Here is a 19,056-nt window from a genome sequence, read left to right as displayed (position 1 = left end):
ACTTTTCTTCATTTTAGATGCACTTTTCCAACGGCAGCGTCACAAACATGCACTTTACAGATGGCAGAGTGCACTTTTCAGACAGTAGCGTCAGAAAAGTGCACTCTGCAGGATTGGAAACCGATGGTCGGACTTGAGACTCACCACATGAGTGTCGAAAAAGCGAACAAGGAACAGAGCCTCAGTACATCAGTACATCAGCGTGGAGAGGCGGCGACGAGCGGCCTTGAGACGCGGGTCGTCGGGCTCGGGAATGACGAAGTACTCGAGCAGACGCTTGCGCACCGGCTCCAAGTCGGCCTTGTGACCTGCTGCAAGGAAATCAAGCAAGCGCGAGAACGCATCCTCAATCTGGCCGCCGATCATGTCAATATCGGCGACGGCGAGCTGCGCGTCAACATCGTCGGGATGCTCGGCTGCAGCGGCACGTACCTCGCGGACGTCGGCATTGCCGGAGCGAGCCAGCAACAAAGCCTTGGAACGCTCGCGGGCAGCCAAGGTGTCGTTCGGATTCGCTTCGAGCACTTGAGCATAAGCCTCGGCGGCACCGGCATAGTCACCATCGGCTGCAAGCTGGTGGGCCTGCTGGTGTTCGGGCGGCACCTGTTCGGCCGCATCGGCACCGGCTTCACCTGCCGCGGCATCGGCATCAGGGTCGCCAGAATACGGCGCGGTGCCGGTGACGCCGGCCTGCTGAGCCAGTTGCACAATCTGCGGCAGCAGCGTGTCCGTAATCTGTGTCAGTTCCTCATCGCTCGGCAGCCCCTCGAGAATCGGCATCGGCCGACCGCCGATAAGCGCGAACAGCGCCGGTGCACCCTTGATCTGGAAAGCCTGAGCGATTCCGGGCTCGGTATTGATGTCGATACGGGCGAGCTGGACCTGCCCTTTCATGCCGTTGATGGCATCGCCCAACATCTTGGCCATCTTGAAAAGGCGGTCGTCGGTGGGAATCCACAGCAACAGCACCACCGGGTAGGTGGTGGAAGTCTGCAGAACCGCTTGGAACGTAGCCTCGGTGACGTCGATGACATAGCCTCCCGCGGAAGGCGCACCGCCGGCTTGGCCAGGCTCGGCCTGAACCTGATGCTTGATCGAGCTCAGGTCGACCGCACCTGCCAATGAAATGCCCGGATTCGGCTGAGGATTGTTTGCTGCTGCCAAAAGTGCCTTCTTTCTCGCTGCATCTTTGCGACACAGGACTCGCTACCTACCTGAAACGTATATAACAATGTCTAATCTACCTGTCGCCCGACCCCACAGGACAGCGCTTTGCCTGACGGCGGACCCATATTGAAAGGCTGAAAGGCTTTAGAGCGCCTCGACCTTGATGGGCTGACGTTCGGCGCCGACGGCGACCACCTTTTTGCCGGACTTGGCCGGTGGTACGTAGAAGGCGAGGACATTGACATACGTCACTTTCATGGTGCCGGTGGCCTTGCCCTGCCCGAACAGCGCGCGCTCGGCGTCGCTGGCCGGCTGCGATTCGCGACCTTCGCCGGCGATACGGGTCCATTCGGAATTGATCTGGGCAACCACCAAGTCGCCGCCTTCGGTGGAGCGCATCACCGCAATCTGGTCTTTGGCAGGGGTGAAGGTCTGGGTCTGCGTGCCATGATTGCGTTCCATGCCTTGCTGAACCGTTGCGGAGAGTTTGGCCAAGTCGTCGCGGAAATAATCGCTGTCGAATTTCGAAGCGTATTTACTCTGCTGGGCGTGCGTCAACACATCCGCATAATCATTCACCGTCTGCTGCGGGGAAATCGACAAACCGGAATCATCGGGAGAGCCCATGCTGGCCCCGATTGACGGAATGGCGAACTCCGGCAACTTCGCGCCTTGGAAAAGCCTTACCACACCCCACAGCTTGTAATTGCTGCGCGGGCTCTGCTGGGTCATCACCAGGAGGCGCTTGGACTGCTGATCCTGCGTGGTGGTGGTAATCGAGAATACCGAACGCGGCCAGCCCGATTGGGTGGGAACGATGGTCTGCGCGATATCTTTGGGGATGGTGGCCTTTGGATCCATCGTGCCGGTGGCCTGGGCAATCGCCAATTCGCTGGTCCGCACTTGGAGTGCGGGGCCGGTGACACGCGCCGAGAGTCCGTCAGGGGACTTGGCTTTGTCCGAAGTATCAAGGGCATTGAGGGTCGCCTTGCGTATCGCCTTTTCCTGCGCCTCGGAGATATCGGGGGTTTGGGTGGAGGATTCGGCTCCCTGCGGTTGCGGAGTTTGCTCACCACACGCAGCGGCGCCCACAAGGGTGGCAGCTGCCAGAGCCGCAGCCATCAAGGCTTTCAACAGTTTCTTCGTGCTCATACGTTTTCCCCGTCCCCATTTGCATTCGGCGTATCACTGGTTGGCGCTGAGGCGGCTTGCGTGCCCTCATTTCCTTCGTTTGCATCGTCGCTTGACGTTTCCGAAGAGAAACGGGCGAAATAATCACGAAGATCATTCTCAGAAATCACTGTGGTTTCGGCTTGTGCATGACCTTCATCAATCAGCTCGTCGGCGCTGGAAGCCGTGCGGCCTTCTTCGTTGTGAGACTTTGTCTGTTCGGCGTCGCTGTCTGCGTCGCCTTGTGAATGCCCGAGCGACACGGCCACGTTGGCCGCTCTGAAGTCACCATCTTGGTTGTGGTCGTCGGCATCACTATGGTTGTCTTGATTGCCGGCATCGTCGTGATGAGCGAGGTTGTCATTGTTCCCGCTCTCGTCAGTGGCATGCCGAGAATGTCTGCCAGATACTGGTGCCGACGCCGCTGCTTCGGATTCGGATTCCTGATCCGGCTTGCCACGATGACGCGCGAACCGGCTGACGTCATCACTGCCCTCATCGGCATTTGCATTAGCGTCGGCATTAGCATCTTCGGCACCACTGGCATTCTGAAGCTGTGACTGATACGAATCGCCTTGGGCCCCATCCGATTCATTGACAGGGTTTTCATCCGTATCATTCTGCATCTGCATATCGGCCACGAGATTGCGCCTGGTCGGATCGATGACGCTGGGAGCCGTTCCGTCCACGCCCGGAAGTCCACCTTCTGTAACTCCGTCGGCCGGTAACGTGCTGTCGCCAGATGTGATGTCCGTGCCGGCTTCGACCGTAGGTGTAGCTCCAGCACTGGCAACATCGGAGGTACGGATCTTATGCGACGGACGATGGTTGTGTCTCGAATGCGTCAGACTCGTCTTGAGTACGGCAATGCTGCCCGTCATGGCCTCGGAAATCGAGATCTCTTCGGCCTTCGCCTTCTCGCGTACCTCACGACGCTTGGCCCGCTTGCGCTTGAACGATTCGTTCGCCATAATCGCGAAGACCGAGGCGGACAGTATGGTCAGCACCACGCAGACGCCTGCCGCGATGAAGAACGGCATGGCATGGTTCGGAACCTGATCGCGCACCCAATGCATGGTGATGTTGACACTTGGCTGCTCGGACCTCTTGGCAGATCCCTTTTTCGTGACGCCTGCGCCCATATCGATGATCATCACTTGGTCGTTCTTCACGTCGTTCAGGTTCATTGAAATCGCGGAGTCGCCGCACTTCACGTTCGTCCACATATCCGAATCTTTGAACGCCACCTCATCGCCACTTTGCGTACCACCGAGCTTCGGCCCCTCCGCGGGTTTGACCGAAAGGGTCTTCCAGCCGTCCAACCCGGTGACGCGGGTGTAATTCTGACCTGCCAGCCAACCGGTGGCGTCTTTGGCGTTGCCCAAGGCCACACAGGTCTGTGACGCGGATTTCGCGCTTTTAGTATTACTATTATCGGATTTGGATGAGGTCTTCGGCTGGTTACCTTGGGTGTTCACCTTTACATTGACGGATTTGCCAAGCAGATTCAGCATTCCCGCGTCGGTGACAACGTAACGGGTGCCGGAAACCGAAGTGGTCGCGCTGACCTCGCGTGCCGGCTTCCAGACCGTCAAGTTCAACGTACCCAAAACGATGAACAGCACCGCGAGAAGACCGAAAATCGGCGCGACAACGCCACGCATGATGGTCGCGTGTTTCGTCGGCTTTGCGTTGTGCTTATGCTGTTTATCGTGTGTTGAAGTCATATTGCCCTATATTCTACAAGACCTATCAGATAGAACGCTGGGAGAATATTTCTTTTTGATATTATATTCCGATAATCTGCATTCATAAATTGTTGTCAATCCTTGAAAATCCGAGCAGAAAGCTTACTGGCCATTTCTTTAATGACAGATGAAATTGCCGGAATAATCTTCACAGAATGATGAATTATTGGGTAAATCAAGGTTCAGGGCTAGTGTGGTGAGGCATGAGCAACAATCACTCGCGAAAATTCGGCCGTATTCTCGCCGCCGCCTGCGCCATCGCCCTGTCCTTCGGCATGGCCGCTTGCGGATCGAGCAGCGACAACAGCAAATCCGCTGATTCTTCAGACGGTACGCAGATGGCCGGAGTCAAAGCCACCGGAACACTTGGCAAAAAGCCGAAAATCACCTTCCATACCCCCATGAAGGTGGTCAATAATTCCTATGCCGTGCTGCAGAAGGGCAATGGTCCCGCGATTCAGAAAGACAACCACGTCTGCGTGCAGGGAATCGCGCTCAACGCCAAGGACGGCAGCGAGATGATGAGCACGTGGGAGAAGAACACCCCCGATTGCTCAATGATCATGAACGAAGACGGCACAGGCAAGACCTATTACAACGTGCTGAAGGACCAGAAGATCAACTCGACCATCGCTTTCGGCGTCAACGACAACAACAAGGCCAGTACCTCCTACATCATGGCGCTTACCATCGTCTCGCAGTCCAAGCCGATGACGCGTGCCGAGGGCGAAAAGGTGACGGACATTCCCACGGACCTGCCCAAGGTGACGCTCAACGAAAAGGGCGCGCCTTCCATCGACTTCAACGGTTACAAGCCAGGCAACGACCTCGTGGTCCAGCCGCTGATCAAAGGCAAGGGCCAGAAAGTGGCCGAGACCGACACCATCGATGCGCATTACACCGGCTGGGTGATGGATGCCGATGGCAAGCCCTCGAAGTTTGATTCCTCCTGGGACCGCGGCAAGGCCGCACAGTTCTCGCTGCAGCAGGTCGTGGAAGGATGGAAGAAAGGACTGGCCGGACAGACGGTCGGTTCGCAGGTGCTGCTGGTCATCCCTCCGAACCTGGGTTATGGGGACAAGGCGCAGGCCAAGATTCCCGCCAACTCAACGCTCTATTTCGTGGTCGACATCCTCTACGATTACGGCCAGATGCAGACCCAGCAGTAAGTTGACCATCGAAATCCGATAGATAAATCGAAACAAGATAATTCCCGGACATTCCGCATTTCGCGGCGTCCGGGAATTTTATATCGTAACTTTTCTCAAGAAAGCAACTCAGATACCAAGGGGCTCAGGATTCTTGGCAAATCCGGTCTTTGCTCAACGCCCTATAGGAAAAACACAATATAAAGGAACATCAAAACCACCAAAATCACAAAAATCACCTTAAGCGTTTTTATACGAGACTTATTTTTCTGATAGGCCTGCAGCTGAGGCTTAGGAACATAGGCCATAGCCTGTTGATATACAGAATAGGCATTTTGCATAGCGGCTTTGTTGTTCTCATAATATTGAACATTTTGTTGGGCTCGCTCTATATCACCCGTATCGTTTTTAACGGCGTCCAGTTCTTTTTCCAACTCGGCGATCTCGTCCTCGTTGTCCTGCTTGACTCCATCCATATTCGACGATGAGCGTATAACATGATCAGCGAATTTTCGGGCTTCGTCCTCATGGTCGGGGTCGCATTGAATCGACAGCGCATTATTCGACGTCTGCAGCACAATAAACAGGTTGCGTTTATCGTGAACCGAATTTTTGGTCTCGACCTTGTTTTTCTTGCCTCCGGCAACGGCGCCGAGTTTACCCGCTACCACTCCCCCGACGGCGGCACCCAGGACGCTTACACCAACCTTGCCTCGGGTCTCGGCTGTCACGTACACATTGCCTGAAGCATGAACCTCAGCGGTCATCCCTTTTTCGAGGGCCATCGACCGTCCCTCGTACTCGACGTGATCCCAGTAAAGCTTCGCATCGCCGACCGTTGAAACCGGTTTATGCAACTCTTCTCTCGCGTTATCCAAGGCTTTATCGGTACGTTTGAGGGATTTTTTGTGTTTGTGTTGAGATGACATGAGTTTCAGGTTCGCATCTGCCAACGCCTTGTCGTACGCCTTTTTCTCATTGAGATACTGCTGTTCCGCAGCTTCCATATTCGCAATGGCCTGAGATTTTCGTTGCGACATTCCTCATCCCCCGTTGACTTGCTCTTCTTGCTATTACCCTAATATACGTCAAAATTGTACAACGAAACCATAATCACATATTTCTCAGATATGATGCCCAACATCTTTTATCAGCTCTTTCGAAACCTACGGATCATTGCCAAATATTTTCCGTTCATGGCATCGCTGTGTTAAACTTCGAAATCTTCACTGATAAGCGTTGTGAGATCGCTGTTCTCACCTTTTTCTATCTCCCGTGCCGCCTTGTTGGTAATGGCCGCCTCGTAAAGGTTACGAGCCGAACGGGCATTGCCGAAGTGCTCTTCCTTGCAGGTACGGGCGAAATAATCCCTGAGCCTATCTTCGACACCGTCGCCGAAGACGTATCCTTCACGAGAGGCAAGGTTTTTGGTGATGGACACAAGCTCATCAGGCGTATAATCCTTGAATGTCAGCCAGTTCGGGATACGGGACTTGAGGCCGGCATTGGCATCGAGGAACTGCTTCATCTCATCGGTGTATCCGGCGAGGATGAAGACCATATCATCGCGATAATCCTCCATCGCCTTCAACAGCGTATCCACCGCCTCGTGACCGTAAACATCACTAAAACCACCTTGCTGCACCAGCGCATAGGCCTCGTCGATGAACAGCACACCTCCACGGGCGCTGTTGATCACTTTCTTGGTCTTCAAGGCCGTCTGACCGAGATATGCTGCCACAAATTGGGAGCGATCGGCCTCCACGAATACGTCTTTTTTGACGATACCCAGACTGTAAAGCAACTTGCCGTAGATACGAGCCACCGTGGTTTTTCCGGTTCCGGGATTGCCGGCGAAAATCATGTTATGCGAAATCGAATTGACCGGCAGTCCCTGAGCCTTCCTCTGCTGCTGGAACTGGATAAGCCGTATTTGTTTGCGCACATCGGTTTTGACGGAGTCCAGACCTGTCAGCGCGTCCAATTGAGCAAGCAGTTCGTCTACGCCCTGCTGGTCGACATGGCTTGCTGGAGCATCTGATGACTCATCATCACCGAATAGATCCGAAGCCTTCACTTTCAAATCCTCGAAAGCAATAGAATCGAATTTGGCCGAGGAATCCTTTGGCATATAGCTCAAAAACTCGGGATCGGCGATTTCCCCATCGAGAATCAATGGCGCGCCGTTATATGCGTCTGAATCTCCGGTGACCTTGGAACGTCCCATAATCAGGAATGTCTTCTCAAGAAACATACCGTTTTTGACTCTCGATTCCGAAACTTCAAGCATGACACAATACGAAGCCTTTATACCCCAGGTTTTCGAATCACCTGATACCAAAGAGTGATCGATAACCCCGACTATACGGGGAGAGTGGTCTTCATCTGGTTCAAGAACTTGTATCCCCTTCGAGACAATCGACCGGGCCAGCAGCAAAATGCCTCCGTCCCCCACCAATATTCTTTTACAGAACAATGAGTTGACGACAACCAGATAACCTGCACAAGCGCACAACGGATCTTGTATGACACAGCTATCGATAAAGCCAGTACCGGAAACAATGATGTCCAGCGTCAGATTTTCATATACTATTTTTCCATCCGCGCATAATTCTGATTCATTTCCGCCTTCCTCGTTATCGGTATCGTTATCAGCATCATCATTGTCGCTCTCAACTAACGATAGAATCTCGGCGTCATCATTCCCGGCTTTGATTACCACGTCCTGCGGCGAACAACCCGGCGAAGAGACAATCACCACGGAGAATGCAATTTTCAGCACCTCATTGACGACATATGTACCGGGGTCGAGAACGATCCGAGGATTTCCATCTGCTTTCTGATTGACGGCGCAATCTTTTCGCACTTGTTCCAAGGCTTCCTGCAACGAGCGGAAGGCTCCACCTCTCGAGGAGGAGACATAATAGACCGGTCCGTTTTCCTTTGCAGGGATGTAACCCGCTTTATGATAAATTTTCTCTCTTGTGGATAACTCGCCGCCACATTGCTCACAAAAATGGAAATCCTCGCCATTCCAGTGGCGGCAGTGCGTACACAATAACATGGGTTCTCTCCAGATACTTTTAATCCACGGACGCTTCGTCAAACTCAACTTTAAATTCATCGCAGAATGTCGGCGAGGCCGGCAAAATAGATACAGCCGATCGGATGCCCATTCGCCTTACCTTGGCTGCGCGGTTTCTCGGTACACTCGCAGCAATTAATTCCCGGTATCGCACTTAACCAACTTCGGCTCTGTATCCCGGACTATCGTGCGACCTTGAATCATCGTCCAGCCCTGATATTTCCCTGAGGGCGCATAATACAAACGATACTCGTCACTGCCACAAACGACCTCGTAATTGTATATCTTCTTGTCGTCATTACCGACATACCAGCTTTTGGCCTCTAAGCCCCTAAATCCTAGGGATTGCAAATCACTCAAACCGTTGGAACTATTAGGGTTATAGCCTCTGTTCTGAACATATGCTGCGCCGTTTTCCACCGAATCAGGCGTGCTGTCATGTGCTATCCGAATGCCACGCAGCCAAAAAGCGAGAGCGAAAACCAGAAGTACGGCCACAATATCCGTGAGTATCTTAAGAAAACGGTTTTTCTTCTTAATCGGCGGAATAGCAGCCATCGTCGGTGCCTGTGCAGAACCCTGAGTGGTCTGTGGAGCCTGTTGATACTGTGGCTGAGACCGATAGGAATTTTGAGCAGACTGCGGAGCCTGTTGATATTGTGGCCGATTTTGCTGCGAATTTTGGGCATAATACGTGGTCTGCCGGCGAGGCTGGGGAACGCGGGTTGAGGCTGGGTCTGAGGCGTAGGTTGAGAGGGCCGGTGAGCCGGTTGAGGCGGTTGCTGAATCGGCTGGGTCGGTAGGACCTGTTGAGGCTGCTGAGAAGGTTGAGACGATTGGTCTGATTGCGAAGGCTGTTCGGTCGGTTGGACCGGTTGAGAAGATGAGGCGGATTCGGCGGCAACTGTAGGTTGCGGACGTACCACTTTCACACCGCATTGTGGGCAGAAAAGGGCTTGATCACTCAAATCGAATCCACAATGACTGCACTTCATATCATCCATCCTCCCTGCACAATACCTTCGAGATTAACACTTCATCCATAAGAAATTTGTATCGCGTCTCACTTGCGTCAGAACAGACGCAGGCTGTCGTCGTCGGTGCCTTTCATGTCTTCATAGTCGAGGATGAGGCAATCGAAACCACGCTCGGTGGCCAGGACCCGGGCCTGCGGGGTGATGGTTTGGGCGGCGAACATGCCACGTACCGGTGCAAGCAGCGGGTCCTTGTTTAAGAGCTTGACATAGCGGGTAAGCTGTTCGACGCCGTCGATGCCGCCATGGCGCTTGATCTCGATGGCGACGTGCTGGCCGTTGCCGTCGATGGCCATGATGTCGACCGGGCCGACGGGCGTCGGGTATTCGCGACGCACCAGTTTCGCGCCCTTGCCAATGCGCTCGATCTGAGCCGCCAGATAATACTGGAGATGATCTTCGACGCCGTCCTTGACGAGCCCGGGGTCCTCCCCCAAATCGTAAGTCTCATCGGAATAGACATGCTGTACCGTGACCTCAAGAACATCGGTGGATTTTTGCGCAGCCACGCGGAACACCTTTTCGGGGGCTTCTTCATCGGCATCTTCGGCGTTGCTTTCCGGAGTAACTTCCTTGATGGTGCAAGGCGCAGCCATCCAATTGAGCGGTTTGTAGGAACCGAGTTCGGAGAAAATCAGCAGGCTCTGGTCGGCCTTGATCATGAGCACTCGCTTTGCCATGGGCAACGAGGCGTTGAGCCTTCCGGAATAGACGGCGGAGCAGTCAGCAACAATAATTCGCACGTTGGCTACCTTACCCGAGCCTCTGGGCGAAATTTCCCAAATAAACACTTAAGATAATTTGTAACATAGTGTAGTACATATCTGTATGAGCCAACTGTTGATATAGCAATCAAATACAAAACGGAGACACCGAATCTTCGATGTCTCCGTTTTATTGACGAAAGTTGCCGACGAACCGGACGAACTACTCTGCCGCTTGCGTCGGATCCTTCTTGGTGTCCACGCCGGTTTCCACGGCGACGGTCAGTGAGTTGGAATCGAAGGACGCGAATCCGTCGGTCACCTCGAAGCTGTGGCGATTGCCGTCAACGTCAATGGCCGAAACCGTGCCCTTGTCGATAACCGTCAGAATCGGCTCGTGATCGGGCAGAAGTCCCATGCCACCCTCGCTGGCGGGGATGGAAACGGACTTCGCAACGCCGCTCCACAAGGGACGGTCGGAAGCGACGATATTCACCTTCATCGTGGAGCCAGCCATCACGCATATTCCTTCTGCATGTCGTGCCACTTGTGCTCGAGATCATCGATACCGCCGATACCGTTGAACGCTTGTTCGGGCACATCGTCATACTTGCCGTCACAGATGCGCTTGAACGCCTCGACCGTCTCGTCGGCCTTGACATAGGAGCCTTCCAAGCCGGTGAATTTCTTCGCGACATAGAAATTCTGGCCAAGGAACTGCTGGATCTTGCGGGCGCGATTGACGGTGGTCTTGTCTTCCTCGCCGAGCTCGTCGATGCCGATCAGGGCGATGATGTCCTGGAGCTCCTTGTTGCGCTGCAGAATCGCCTTGACGCGGTTTGCGGTGTCATAGTGCTCCTGGCCCACGTAGCGCGGATCGAGGATTCGCGAAGTGGACGACAGCGGGTCGACGGCCGGGTAGATGCCCTGGGAGGCGATGTCACGCGAAAGCTCGGTGGTCGCATCCAAGTGGGCGAAGGTCGTGGCCGGGGCCGGATCGGTGTAATCGTCAGCAGGCACGTAAATGGCCTGCAACGAGGTGATCGAGTGCCCACGGGTCGAGGTGATGCGCTCCTGCAAGGCACCCATCTCATCGGCCAGGTTCGGCTGATAGCCCACAGCAGACGGCATACGACCGAGCAACGTGGAGACCTCAGAACCCGCCTGCGTAAAGCGGAAGATGTTGTCGATGAAGAGCAACACGTCCTGGTTTTCAACGTCACGGAAGTACTCCGCCATCGTCAGGGCCGTCAGCGGCACGCGAAGACGCGTCCCCGGGGGCTCATCCATCTGGCCGAAGACCAACGCGGTCTTCTCCAAGACGCCTGCGTCGCCCATTTCGCCGATCAGATCGTTGCCCTCACGGGTACGTTCGCCGACGCCTGCGAACACAGAGACGCCGCCGTGGTTCTGCGCCACGCGCTGGATCATCTCCTGAATCAACACGGTCTTGCCGACGCCTGCGCCGCCGAAGAGGCCGATCTTGCCGCCCTCGACGTACGGGGTCAGCAGATCGATGACCTTGATGCCCGTCTCGAACATCTTCGTACGGCTTTCAAGCTGGTCGAAGGCCGGCGGATTGCGGTGAATAGACCAACGTTCCTTGATTTCGATATGCTCATCGGGCTTGGCATTCAATATATTGCCCGTTACATCGAACACATGTCCCTTGGTCACGTCGCCGACCGGCACCTCGATGGGGCCGCCCGTGTCGGTGACCGTCGCACCGCGCACGAGGCCATCGGTAGGCTTCAGTGCAACGGCGCGCACCGTGGAATCACCGATCTGCTGCTCGACCTCAAGGGTAATCTCCTTGATGGTCTCGCCTTCGGTGTTGCCCACGTTGCTGATCTTGACTTTCAGGGCATTGTAGATGTCGGGCAGGTGCCCCGCCGGAAACTCGGCGTCGATCACCGAACCCTGGACGCGTGTGATGCGCCCAGCATTCAGATCGTTCGCCTTGTCGGCGGAGGTCGCGCTGGACTGAGCCGTTGACTCGTTTTGTGCCATAAGCGTTCCTACTCTTCCTCTTTGTTCAGCGCATCTGCGCTGCTGATTATCTCAGTAAGTTCCTGGGTGATCGAGGCCTGACGCGAAGCATTGAGCTGGTGCGTCAGCGTATCGATCAGGTTGTTGGCGTTGTCTGTCGCGGTGTGCATGGCGTTCTGCCGGCTTGCCGTCTCAGAGGCGGCCGCAGTCAACAGACATTCATGGATACGCGACTGCACGTACTTCGGCAGAATCGCATCCAAGACCTTGTGGACATTCGGTTCAAACGTATAGAGCGGCGACATCTGATCGCTTTTCGCCACGGACGTCTCATCCCCGGCAGCAGTAGCCGCCGAAGAACCGGCCTCTCCGCTTTCGGTCTTGGCACTGTCTCCGGACTTGGCGGCGGCATTGACACCGGGCTTCTGATCGTTGTTCCTGACCAGTTCAACCGGCAACATCCGCAGCACACGGACCTTCTGCACCACCATGTTCACAAATTCCGTGAAGACGATATACAGCTCGGAGACACCGCCTTGCGCAGCCGTTTTCATATAGTCGTCCAACAGCCGGTTGGCGATTTCCCTAGCGGTTTCCGCGCCCGGCTGGTCGGTGTTGCCTTCCCATGTCGCCGCAATCTGGCGATTGCGATACTGATAATAGGAGACACCGCGACGGCCGTAAACGTACAGCAGAGGCTGCTTGCCCGCTTCGTCGAGGCGAGCGAGCAACGATTCCGTCTCGCGGATGATCGACGAGGTATAGGCACCGGCCATACCGCGGTCCGACGTCAAGGCGAGAACGGCGACCCGGGGGTTGCGTTCCGTGGACTTGACAATCGGATGATCAATATCGGTATGTGCGGCCAGCGCCTGGACGGCATCGAAAATCGCGTCGCTGTATGGCTTCGCATTCAGCGCCACGGTACGTGCCTTGGCGATATGCGAAGAAGCGATCATCTCCTGCGCGTTGAAGATCTTGCCCAACGACGTGGTGGAGGTGATGCGTGATTTCAATCCGAGTTGCGAAGCCATGGGTTACTTATCACCCGCCACAATCTTTTCCTGCTCAATCTTGGTAGGAGTGGTGGCGACCGGCTTCTTGATGACCAACGGCTTGCCGGCCTTGGTCACATAGTTCTCACGGTATTTCTCGACGGCCGCGTCCAAAGCCTTCTCCGTGTCATCGGTGAAGTTCTCGGTGTCGCGAATCGTCTTCAAGATATCGGTGTTGTGCTCGAGATAGCCCAACAGGCCATGCTCAAACGGCAGCACGTCGGCGATCTCGAGATCATCGAGCTTGCCGTGAGTGCCGGCCCATACGGAGACGACCTCCTGCTCCATCGAATACGGCGAGAACTGAGGCTGCTTCAACAGTTCGGTCAGTCGCGCACCGCGCGTCAGCTGGGCCTTGGAAGCCGCATCCAAATCGGAGGCGAACATCGCGAAGGACTGCAGCGAACGGTACTGGGCCAAGGAGATCTTCAGGGTGCCGGAGACCTTCTTCAACGCCTTGGTCTGGGCCGCGCCACCGACACGGGAAACCGAGATGCCGACGTCCACAGCGGGGCGCTGGTTGGCATTGAACAGGTCGGACTGCAGGAAGATCTGGCCGTCTGTGATGGAAATGACGTTCGTCGGGATGTAGGCGGACACGTCGTTTGCCTTTGTCTCCACAATCGGCAGACCGGTCATCGAGCCGGCGCCAAGATCATCGGAGAGCTTGGCACAGCGTTCGAGCAGACGGGAATGCAGATAGAAGACGTCTCCCGGGTAAGCTTCACGCCCCGGCGGACGACGCAGCAGCAGGGAAATCGAACGGTAGGCCTCGGCCTGCTTCGACAGATCGTCGAAGACGATGAGGACGTGCTTGCCGTGATACATCCAGTGCTGGCCGATGGCCGAGCCGGTGTAGGGGGCGATGTACTTGAAACCAGCGGAATCGGAAGCCGGGGAAGCCACGATGGTCGTATACTCCATCGCACCCGCCTCTTCAAGGCTCTGACGCACGGAGGCGATGGTGGAGCCCTTCTGACCGACAGCCACATAGATGCAGCGCACCTGTTTCTTCGGGTCGCCGCTCTCCCAGTTGCTCTTCTGGTTCAGAATCGCATCGATCGCGATGGCCGTCTTGCCGGTCTGGCGATCGCCAATGATGAGCTGGCGCTGACCACGGCCGATCGGTGTCATCGCGTCAATGGCCTTGAGCCCCGTGGAAAGCGGTTCCACGACGGGTTGACGATGCATCACATCCGGGGCCTGCGCCTCGAGAATTCTGCGGCCTTCGCTTTTGATTTCACCCAAGCCATCGATCGGTTTGCCCAGAGGGTCAACCGTACGCCCGAGGTAGCCGTCGCCGACCGGCACGGACAGCACCTCTCCGGTGCGCCGTACCTCCTGGCCTTCCTCGACACCTGCGAAGTCGCCGAGGATAACCACGCCGATCTCACGGGGATCAAGGTTGAAAGCCAGGCCGAGCGTGCCGTCTTCAAACGTCAGCAGCTCGTTGGCCATGCAACCAGGCAGTCCCGTTACGTGTGCGATGCCATCGCCGGCCGTCGCAACATAACCCACCTCTTGGGTGGGAGTGTCGCTGGGCTTGTACGAATCGACGAAATCGTCGAGGGCCTTTCGCACATTCGCAGGATCAATGGTAAGTTCTGCCATGATCACTCCTTATTGATTAATTTGTTGACTGATAAGTCTTGGTACAGGTGCCTTTTCAAGTACCTTGTTTGGTTGCGCTGTTCCGCTCACATTTCCGTGGTCACTTTACGACGCAATTGCAAAAGCTGGGCGGCGACGGTGTTGTCCGTGACATCCGCTCCAATCTGCACACGCATACCGCCGAGAACCGAGGGATCAACGGACGAATTGATATGCACCGGGCGACCGAGCTTGTTTGTGTAGATCTCGGTAAGCCGCTTAATCTGCGCCTTGTTCAACGGCGTGGCCGTGGTGACGGTGACCATCGATTCACCCATATGGCGGGTGAACTTGGCGATAAGCCACTCAAGGGTCTCAAGGAAGCGACGATGACGAGGATTGGCCACCGCGTGTTCGGCCAATCTCATGGTCACCTTGTTGAGTTTTGAGTTGCCGAAAACCGCATGCAGGAGGTCAAGGCGCGCCTTGGCTGGTGCAAAGTCATCGGAAAGCTTGGAACGCAACACCGACATCTTGAGCAATGCGGAACGCATTTCCGCCAATTCGACGGAAACAGCAAGTGTGCTATCGGTCGCATCGGCGTAATACATCATGGCATCGACCGCGAAATCCTCTACAGCATTGGCGATATCAACGACTCGGCTCCAATTGCGGGAAACCAAATCGCTCAGAATCTCCACCGTCAAAGGATCCGCCTGATCGGCAAGAATACCGTTGATAAGCGCAACCTTGTCGGCAGTAGGCCGTGAGGGATCGGTAAGCGAACGCTCCACCTGCGCATCATGGTCAAGCAGGTTGGTGACGACGAACAGCTCTTCACCGATTCGCCAGGCATCCGTTCCCTTCGCCCTCAGCTTCGGGGCCAGGGAATCACGCGATTGGCGATCGGCGTGTAATGACGCTTCTCCTCGCATTGTTCACCTCACCTTCCTTGAATAGATCTGTCATCGAATCCAGGTGCTGCAACATATTCCGTCGGTTGTCGGAACCTGTCACTTCGTATTGTCCGTTTTCTTGTCGAGATCGTCGATCATACCGTCGAGCATGTTGGTCTGCACGTCACTATCCTCGAGCTTGGCACCCAGGATTTTGCCAGCGAGAGCTGTGGCCAATGTACCGACCTCGCTCTTCAACGACACCATCGCCTGCTGCTGCTGCGAGGCTATCGAGCGCTGTGCGTTCGCGGTGATCTGCTCAGCTTCCTTGTCCGCACGGGTGTGGGCGTCGGAAATGATCTTCGTCGCCTCGCCGCGAGCGTTGTCGGTGATCTTGGAAGCATCGACACGGGCGTGGTTGAGTTGATCCTCATACTTCTTCTTGGCCGAGTCCGCATCTTCCTTGGCCTTTTTGGCCTTGGCGATGTTGCCTTCGATCTTTTCGGCACGTTCGTCGAAAATGGCGTTGAACTTCGGCATAAAGAATTTGTAGAAGAACACAGCGACTATGGCAAGAATGATCAGGGACCATACGATGTCATAGACCTTCGGGATAAACAGGTTGATGCCCTTCGAGGCAGCAAATGTCATCGTGATCTCCTTTCATTGTTCGTTTTTGTCATTGTTTTCGCTTGTTGCCGGTTTGCTTTTAGAGCACCAGAGCGGCGACGAAGCCGAGCAGGCCGAGCACCTCGACCAGTGCCAAGCCGATGAACATGATCATCTGGATCTTGCCGCTGACTTCGGGCTGGCGGGCCGTGGACTCCATGGCCTTGCCGAAGAGAATGCCGAGACCAAGGCCCGGGCCGAGGGTGGCCAGGCCGTAGCCGATAACGCTCAGGTTGCCAGAAACCGCTGCGAGAGTGATGATATCCATTTGTTTTCCTTTCCAGTGCCGTGTCGGCATTAAAAAAACCGGTACAACTTTGGTTACTGCTTTGTTCAATTGTAAAAATTTATTGTTTGCGTCCTGTGTCGTTGCCTAGGCAAGGCCGCAATATTGTCGTGGTCTTTCTGACTGTTTGTTGGCTATTCGGCCTCCGGATAACTCAGGTTGATATAGACCGTTGCAAGGATAGAGAAGACGTAGGCCTGCAGGAACGCGACGAAGACTTCGAAAAGCGTCATCACAAAACCGCCGAGGAACCACGCGGCACCCACCGGGATACCCACCATCTTGTTGGCCGACTCAATCATCCAGAACTGGGCGAACGCCAAGCACGTAGCGACCGTAAGGTGGCCGGAAATCATGTTGGCGAACAGTCGAATCGTCAGCGACGCCGGGCGGATGATGACCAACTCGAGCAGCTGAATCGGAGCCAGAAGGATGTAGACGGGCCACGGCACTCCAGGCGTGAAGCACTCGTCGCGAATGTAGCCCCAAAGTCCTTTTTCACGGCATGCGGCGATCCAGTACTGCACCAGTACCCAGATAGCGAAGACCAACGGCATGGTGATGGTGGCCGTCGCGGCCATATTGGCCCCGGGGATGACACCGAAGAGGTTGAAGAAGAAAATCGTGAAGAACAGGGTGGTGATCATCGGCACGTAACGTTTGCCGCGTAACTCGCCCATGGTCTCGTACACCACGCTGTTGCGTACGAAGTCCATGCCGAATTCGATCAGACCCTGCCAACGACCGGGAATGAGCTTGGCACGAGCCGCGGTGATGCCCAAAATGATGAGCAAAAGAATCGTGGCAACGATGCGGATGAGAATGATGCGGTTGATAGCGAACGGCGTGCCCTGGAAAAGAATCTCCGGAGGCAGGAAGTCGTTGACACCCGGCAAATCCGCGCCAGACGCCGATGCCAACAACATATTCGTGCCAACAGCTTCGATCATGTGCCCTCCCTGATTTAACCTCAGGCTTACCAGTCTATTCCACTTAACGGAAATGAGAATACAGCGTTCCGCGATTCGATGCGAATTAGCGACATCTCGTTTCTTTGGTTTTCAGCGACGAGAATCATGCGGGGGCTTGACGCATCCGGCACGACCCTCAACGCCGAATGGCCGCTGACGATTGTACGTCGCTTTCCCGAAAAATGTAAATACCGTCACAATTAGTGTCAATATTAGCATTTAAAGATAGCTTTCGACATCATTAAACAGCATTTTGTTGGGTATTTCACTTTCCTATCGCATCCGAGATAAGTCCATATCCATCATTTACAAGTTGTTTGAAACAATCGTTGCGCGGAACGCCAGGCTCATGTCGAATGGAGCGATCAGTACCCAATTTTTTCTCTGCGCGAAGTTTCGGAACCTCTTTGAGATCATACGGAGTGGTTTCGTAAACCCAGTTGAGCCAGTTGCGCCAGAGCAGATTCGCATGGGCACGCCACGAGAAGAGCGGCTCCATCGTGGGGTCATCGTGCGGGAAATAGTTGACCGGGAACGGCACATTCGTAAGGCCTTTGGCTTTGTCGCGCTCGTATTCGTCTCGCAAAGTGTACTTGCCGTATTCCCAATGGCCAAGCACGAAAACCTCGGAAAAATCACGGGCGGCTATAAGCCCGGAACCGGTCTGCGGCCCCCAGGTGAGCACCTGCAAATCCTTGTTCGCGGCGATATCGTCCTCGTTCATGCCAGCAACGCGTGAATGCGGCTGCAGTGAAATCTCATCGAATCCGTTGGTGATAAAGCAATACTCGTCCTGCAGAAATTGCGGGAACACGCCGAAAAGCTTTTCTTTAAAATCAACCTTGCGGATCCCGTAACGGTAGTTGAGGCCGGCCATCGCTCCCCAGCACAGGTACATCGTGGAGAAAACGTGGGTCTGCGCCCAGTCGAGGATCTGCGTCAACTCGTCCCAGTAATCTACCTCTGCGAAATCAAGCTGCTCCACGGGCGCGCCCGTGACCACCAGGCCGTCGTAATAGTTGTCTTTGAAGGCATCAAAGTTCTCGTAAAACTTGAGCAGATGGTCGGCACTGACATGCGTGGGCTCGTGGGTCGAGGTTTTCATGAAATCGATGTCGACCTGCAGAGGCGACTTGGAAATCAGACGCAACAGCTGCGTTTCCGTCTCGATTTTCTTGGGCATGAGGTTGAGGATGACCAACTTCAGGGGGCGGATCTTCTGCTGCTCCGCCTCAGGTTTTTCGATGGCGAAGATCCTTTCGCTATCGAGTATTTCACGCGCCGGCAGTCCGCTGGCAATCTTGATAGGCATGGTTCCATTATGACCACACTTCTGCCCTCATAGCAAAAAACTCGCCGGAAATTTGACATTTGCGTCATTATCCGTAATCTAGATTATTGCTGTCTTAAACACATGAACAGCCGTCGCGGGGTGGAGCAGTTCGGTAGCTCGCTGGGCTCATAACCCAGAGGTCTCAGGTTCAAATCCTGACCCCGCTACCAAAAGCCCGGAATCTCAACGATTTCGGGCTTAATTATTTTTC

The 19,056-nt window shown here is 55.0% G+C and carries 17 protein-coding genes and 1 tRNA gene; 2 read left to right on the top strand and 16 right to left on the bottom strand.

Going from position 1 to position 19,056, the window contains the following annotated elements; all coding sequences use genetic code 11:
* Positions 1-189: 189 nt before the first annotated feature.
* The 3 genes from OZX70_RS01450 to OZX70_RS01440 all read right to left on the bottom strand — a co-directional run bounded on the left by OZX70_RS01450 (position 190) and on the right by OZX70_RS01440 (position 4,064).
* A complete protein-coding gene (locus OZX70_RS01450) occupies positions 190-1,164 on the bottom strand; it encodes a tetratricopeptide repeat protein (RefSeq protein ID WP_277181444.1) in 975 nt (324 codons plus the stop codon).
* A gap of 147 nt (positions 1,165-1,311) precedes the next feature.
* Positions 1,312-2,319: a hypothetical protein gene (locus tag OZX70_RS01445; protein WP_277181442.1), complete on the bottom strand. Its 1,008-nt coding sequence runs from the start codon at positions 2,317-2,319 to the stop codon at positions 1,312-1,314.
* Positions 2,316-4,064, bottom strand: coding sequence for a hypothetical protein (locus tag OZX70_RS01440; RefSeq protein WP_277181440.1), 1,749 nt, complete (start codon positions 4,062-4,064; stop codon positions 2,316-2,318). The genes OZX70_RS01445 and OZX70_RS01440 overlap by 4 nt, the downstream gene beginning before the upstream one ends.
* 224 nt (positions 4,065-4,288) lie before the next feature.
* Here OZX70_RS01440 and OZX70_RS01435 point away from each other — a divergent pair, with 224 nt between their 5' ends.
* A complete protein-coding gene (locus OZX70_RS01435) occupies positions 4,289-5,254 on the top strand; it encodes an FKBP-type peptidyl-prolyl cis-trans isomerase (RefSeq protein ID WP_277181437.1) in 966 nt (321 codons plus the stop codon).
* A gap of 161 nt (positions 5,255-5,415) precedes the next feature.
* Here OZX70_RS01435 and OZX70_RS01430 read toward each other — a convergent pair whose 3' ends face one another.
* The 13 genes from OZX70_RS01430 to metA all read right to left on the bottom strand — a co-directional run bounded on the left by OZX70_RS01430 (position 5,416) and on the right by metA (position 18,824).
* Positions 5,416-6,273: a hypothetical protein gene (locus tag OZX70_RS01430; RefSeq protein ID WP_277181435.1), complete on the bottom strand. Its 858-nt coding sequence runs from the start codon at positions 6,271-6,273 to the stop codon at positions 5,416-5,418.
* Positions 6,274-6,443: 170 nt separating this feature from the next.
* Positions 6,444-8,345 (bottom strand): AAA family ATPase, encoded by a 1,902-nt coding sequence (locus OZX70_RS01425; protein WP_277181433.1) that lies wholly within the window; start codon positions 8,343-8,345, stop codon positions 6,444-6,446.
* Between the two features lie 108 nt (positions 8,346-8,453).
* On the bottom strand, positions 8,454-8,876 hold the full coding sequence (locus OZX70_RS01420; protein ID WP_277181430.1) for a hypothetical protein: 423 nt from the start codon (positions 8,874-8,876) through the stop codon (positions 8,454-8,456).
* 514 nt (positions 8,877-9,390) lie between these two features.
* A complete protein-coding gene (nucS, locus tag OZX70_RS01415; RefSeq protein ID WP_277181428.1) occupies positions 9,391-10,095 on the bottom strand; it encodes an endonuclease NucS in 705 nt (234 codons plus the stop codon).
* 184 nt (positions 10,096-10,279) lie between these two features.
* Positions 10,280-10,573 carry a F0F1 ATP synthase subunit epsilon gene (locus tag OZX70_RS01410; RefSeq protein ID WP_277181425.1) on the bottom strand — a complete coding sequence of 98 codons (294 nt, stop codon included), beginning with the start codon at positions 10,571-10,573 and terminating at the stop codon, positions 10,280-10,282.
* Entirely contained in the window at positions 10,573-12,066 is a 1,494-nt protein-coding gene (gene atpD / locus OZX70_RS01405; RefSeq protein WP_277181422.1) for a F0F1 ATP synthase subunit beta, read from the bottom strand. The genes OZX70_RS01410 and atpD overlap by 1 nt, the downstream gene beginning before the upstream one ends.
* Positions 12,067-12,074: 8 nt before the next feature.
* Positions 12,075-13,079: a F0F1 ATP synthase subunit gamma gene (locus OZX70_RS01400; RefSeq protein WP_277181420.1), complete on the bottom strand. Its 1,005-nt coding sequence runs from the start codon at positions 13,077-13,079 to the stop codon at positions 12,075-12,077.
* A gap of 3 nt (positions 13,080-13,082) precedes the next feature.
* On the bottom strand, positions 13,083-14,711 hold the full coding sequence (atpA, locus tag OZX70_RS01395) for a F0F1 ATP synthase subunit alpha (protein ID WP_277181418.1): 1,629 nt from the start codon (positions 14,709-14,711) through the stop codon (positions 13,083-13,085).
* A gap of 86 nt (positions 14,712-14,797) precedes the next feature.
* Entirely contained in the window at positions 14,798-15,625 is an 828-nt protein-coding gene (locus OZX70_RS01390) for a F0F1 ATP synthase subunit delta (RefSeq protein WP_277181416.1), read from the bottom strand.
* A gap of 78 nt (positions 15,626-15,703) precedes the next feature.
* A complete protein-coding gene (locus OZX70_RS01385; protein ID WP_277181414.1) occupies positions 15,704-16,237 on the bottom strand; it encodes a F0F1 ATP synthase subunit B in 534 nt (177 codons plus the stop codon).
* Between the two features lie 58 nt (positions 16,238-16,295).
* A complete protein-coding gene (gene atpE, locus OZX70_RS01380) occupies positions 16,296-16,523 on the bottom strand; it encodes an ATP synthase F0 subunit C (RefSeq protein ID WP_277146158.1) in 228 nt (75 codons plus the stop codon).
* Positions 16,524-16,675: 152 nt separating this feature from the next.
* Positions 16,676-17,491: a F0F1 ATP synthase subunit A gene (gene atpB, locus OZX70_RS01375; RefSeq protein ID WP_277181412.1), complete on the bottom strand. Its 816-nt coding sequence runs from the start codon at positions 17,489-17,491 to the stop codon at positions 16,676-16,678.
* Positions 17,492-17,777: 286 nt separating this feature from the next.
* Positions 17,778-18,824: a homoserine O-succinyltransferase gene (gene metA / locus OZX70_RS01370; RefSeq protein ID WP_277181410.1), complete on the bottom strand. Its 1,047-nt coding sequence runs from the start codon at positions 18,822-18,824 to the stop codon at positions 17,778-17,780.
* Between the two features lie 114 nt (positions 18,825-18,938).
* On the opposite strand from metA, the gene OZX70_RS01365 reads away from it, so the two are divergent.
* Positions 18,939-19,015 (top strand) — tRNA-Met (locus OZX70_RS01365).
* The last annotated feature ends 41 nt before the right edge of the window (positions 19,016-19,056 follow it).

It is taken from the genome of Bifidobacterium sp. ESL0732 (assembly GCF_029395535.1).
Lineage (GTDB): Bacteria > Actinomycetota > Actinomycetes > Actinomycetales > Bifidobacteriaceae > Bifidobacterium.
Note: the sequence above shows the minus strand (reverse complement) of the source record. Positions and strands in the feature narration are given on the sequence as shown.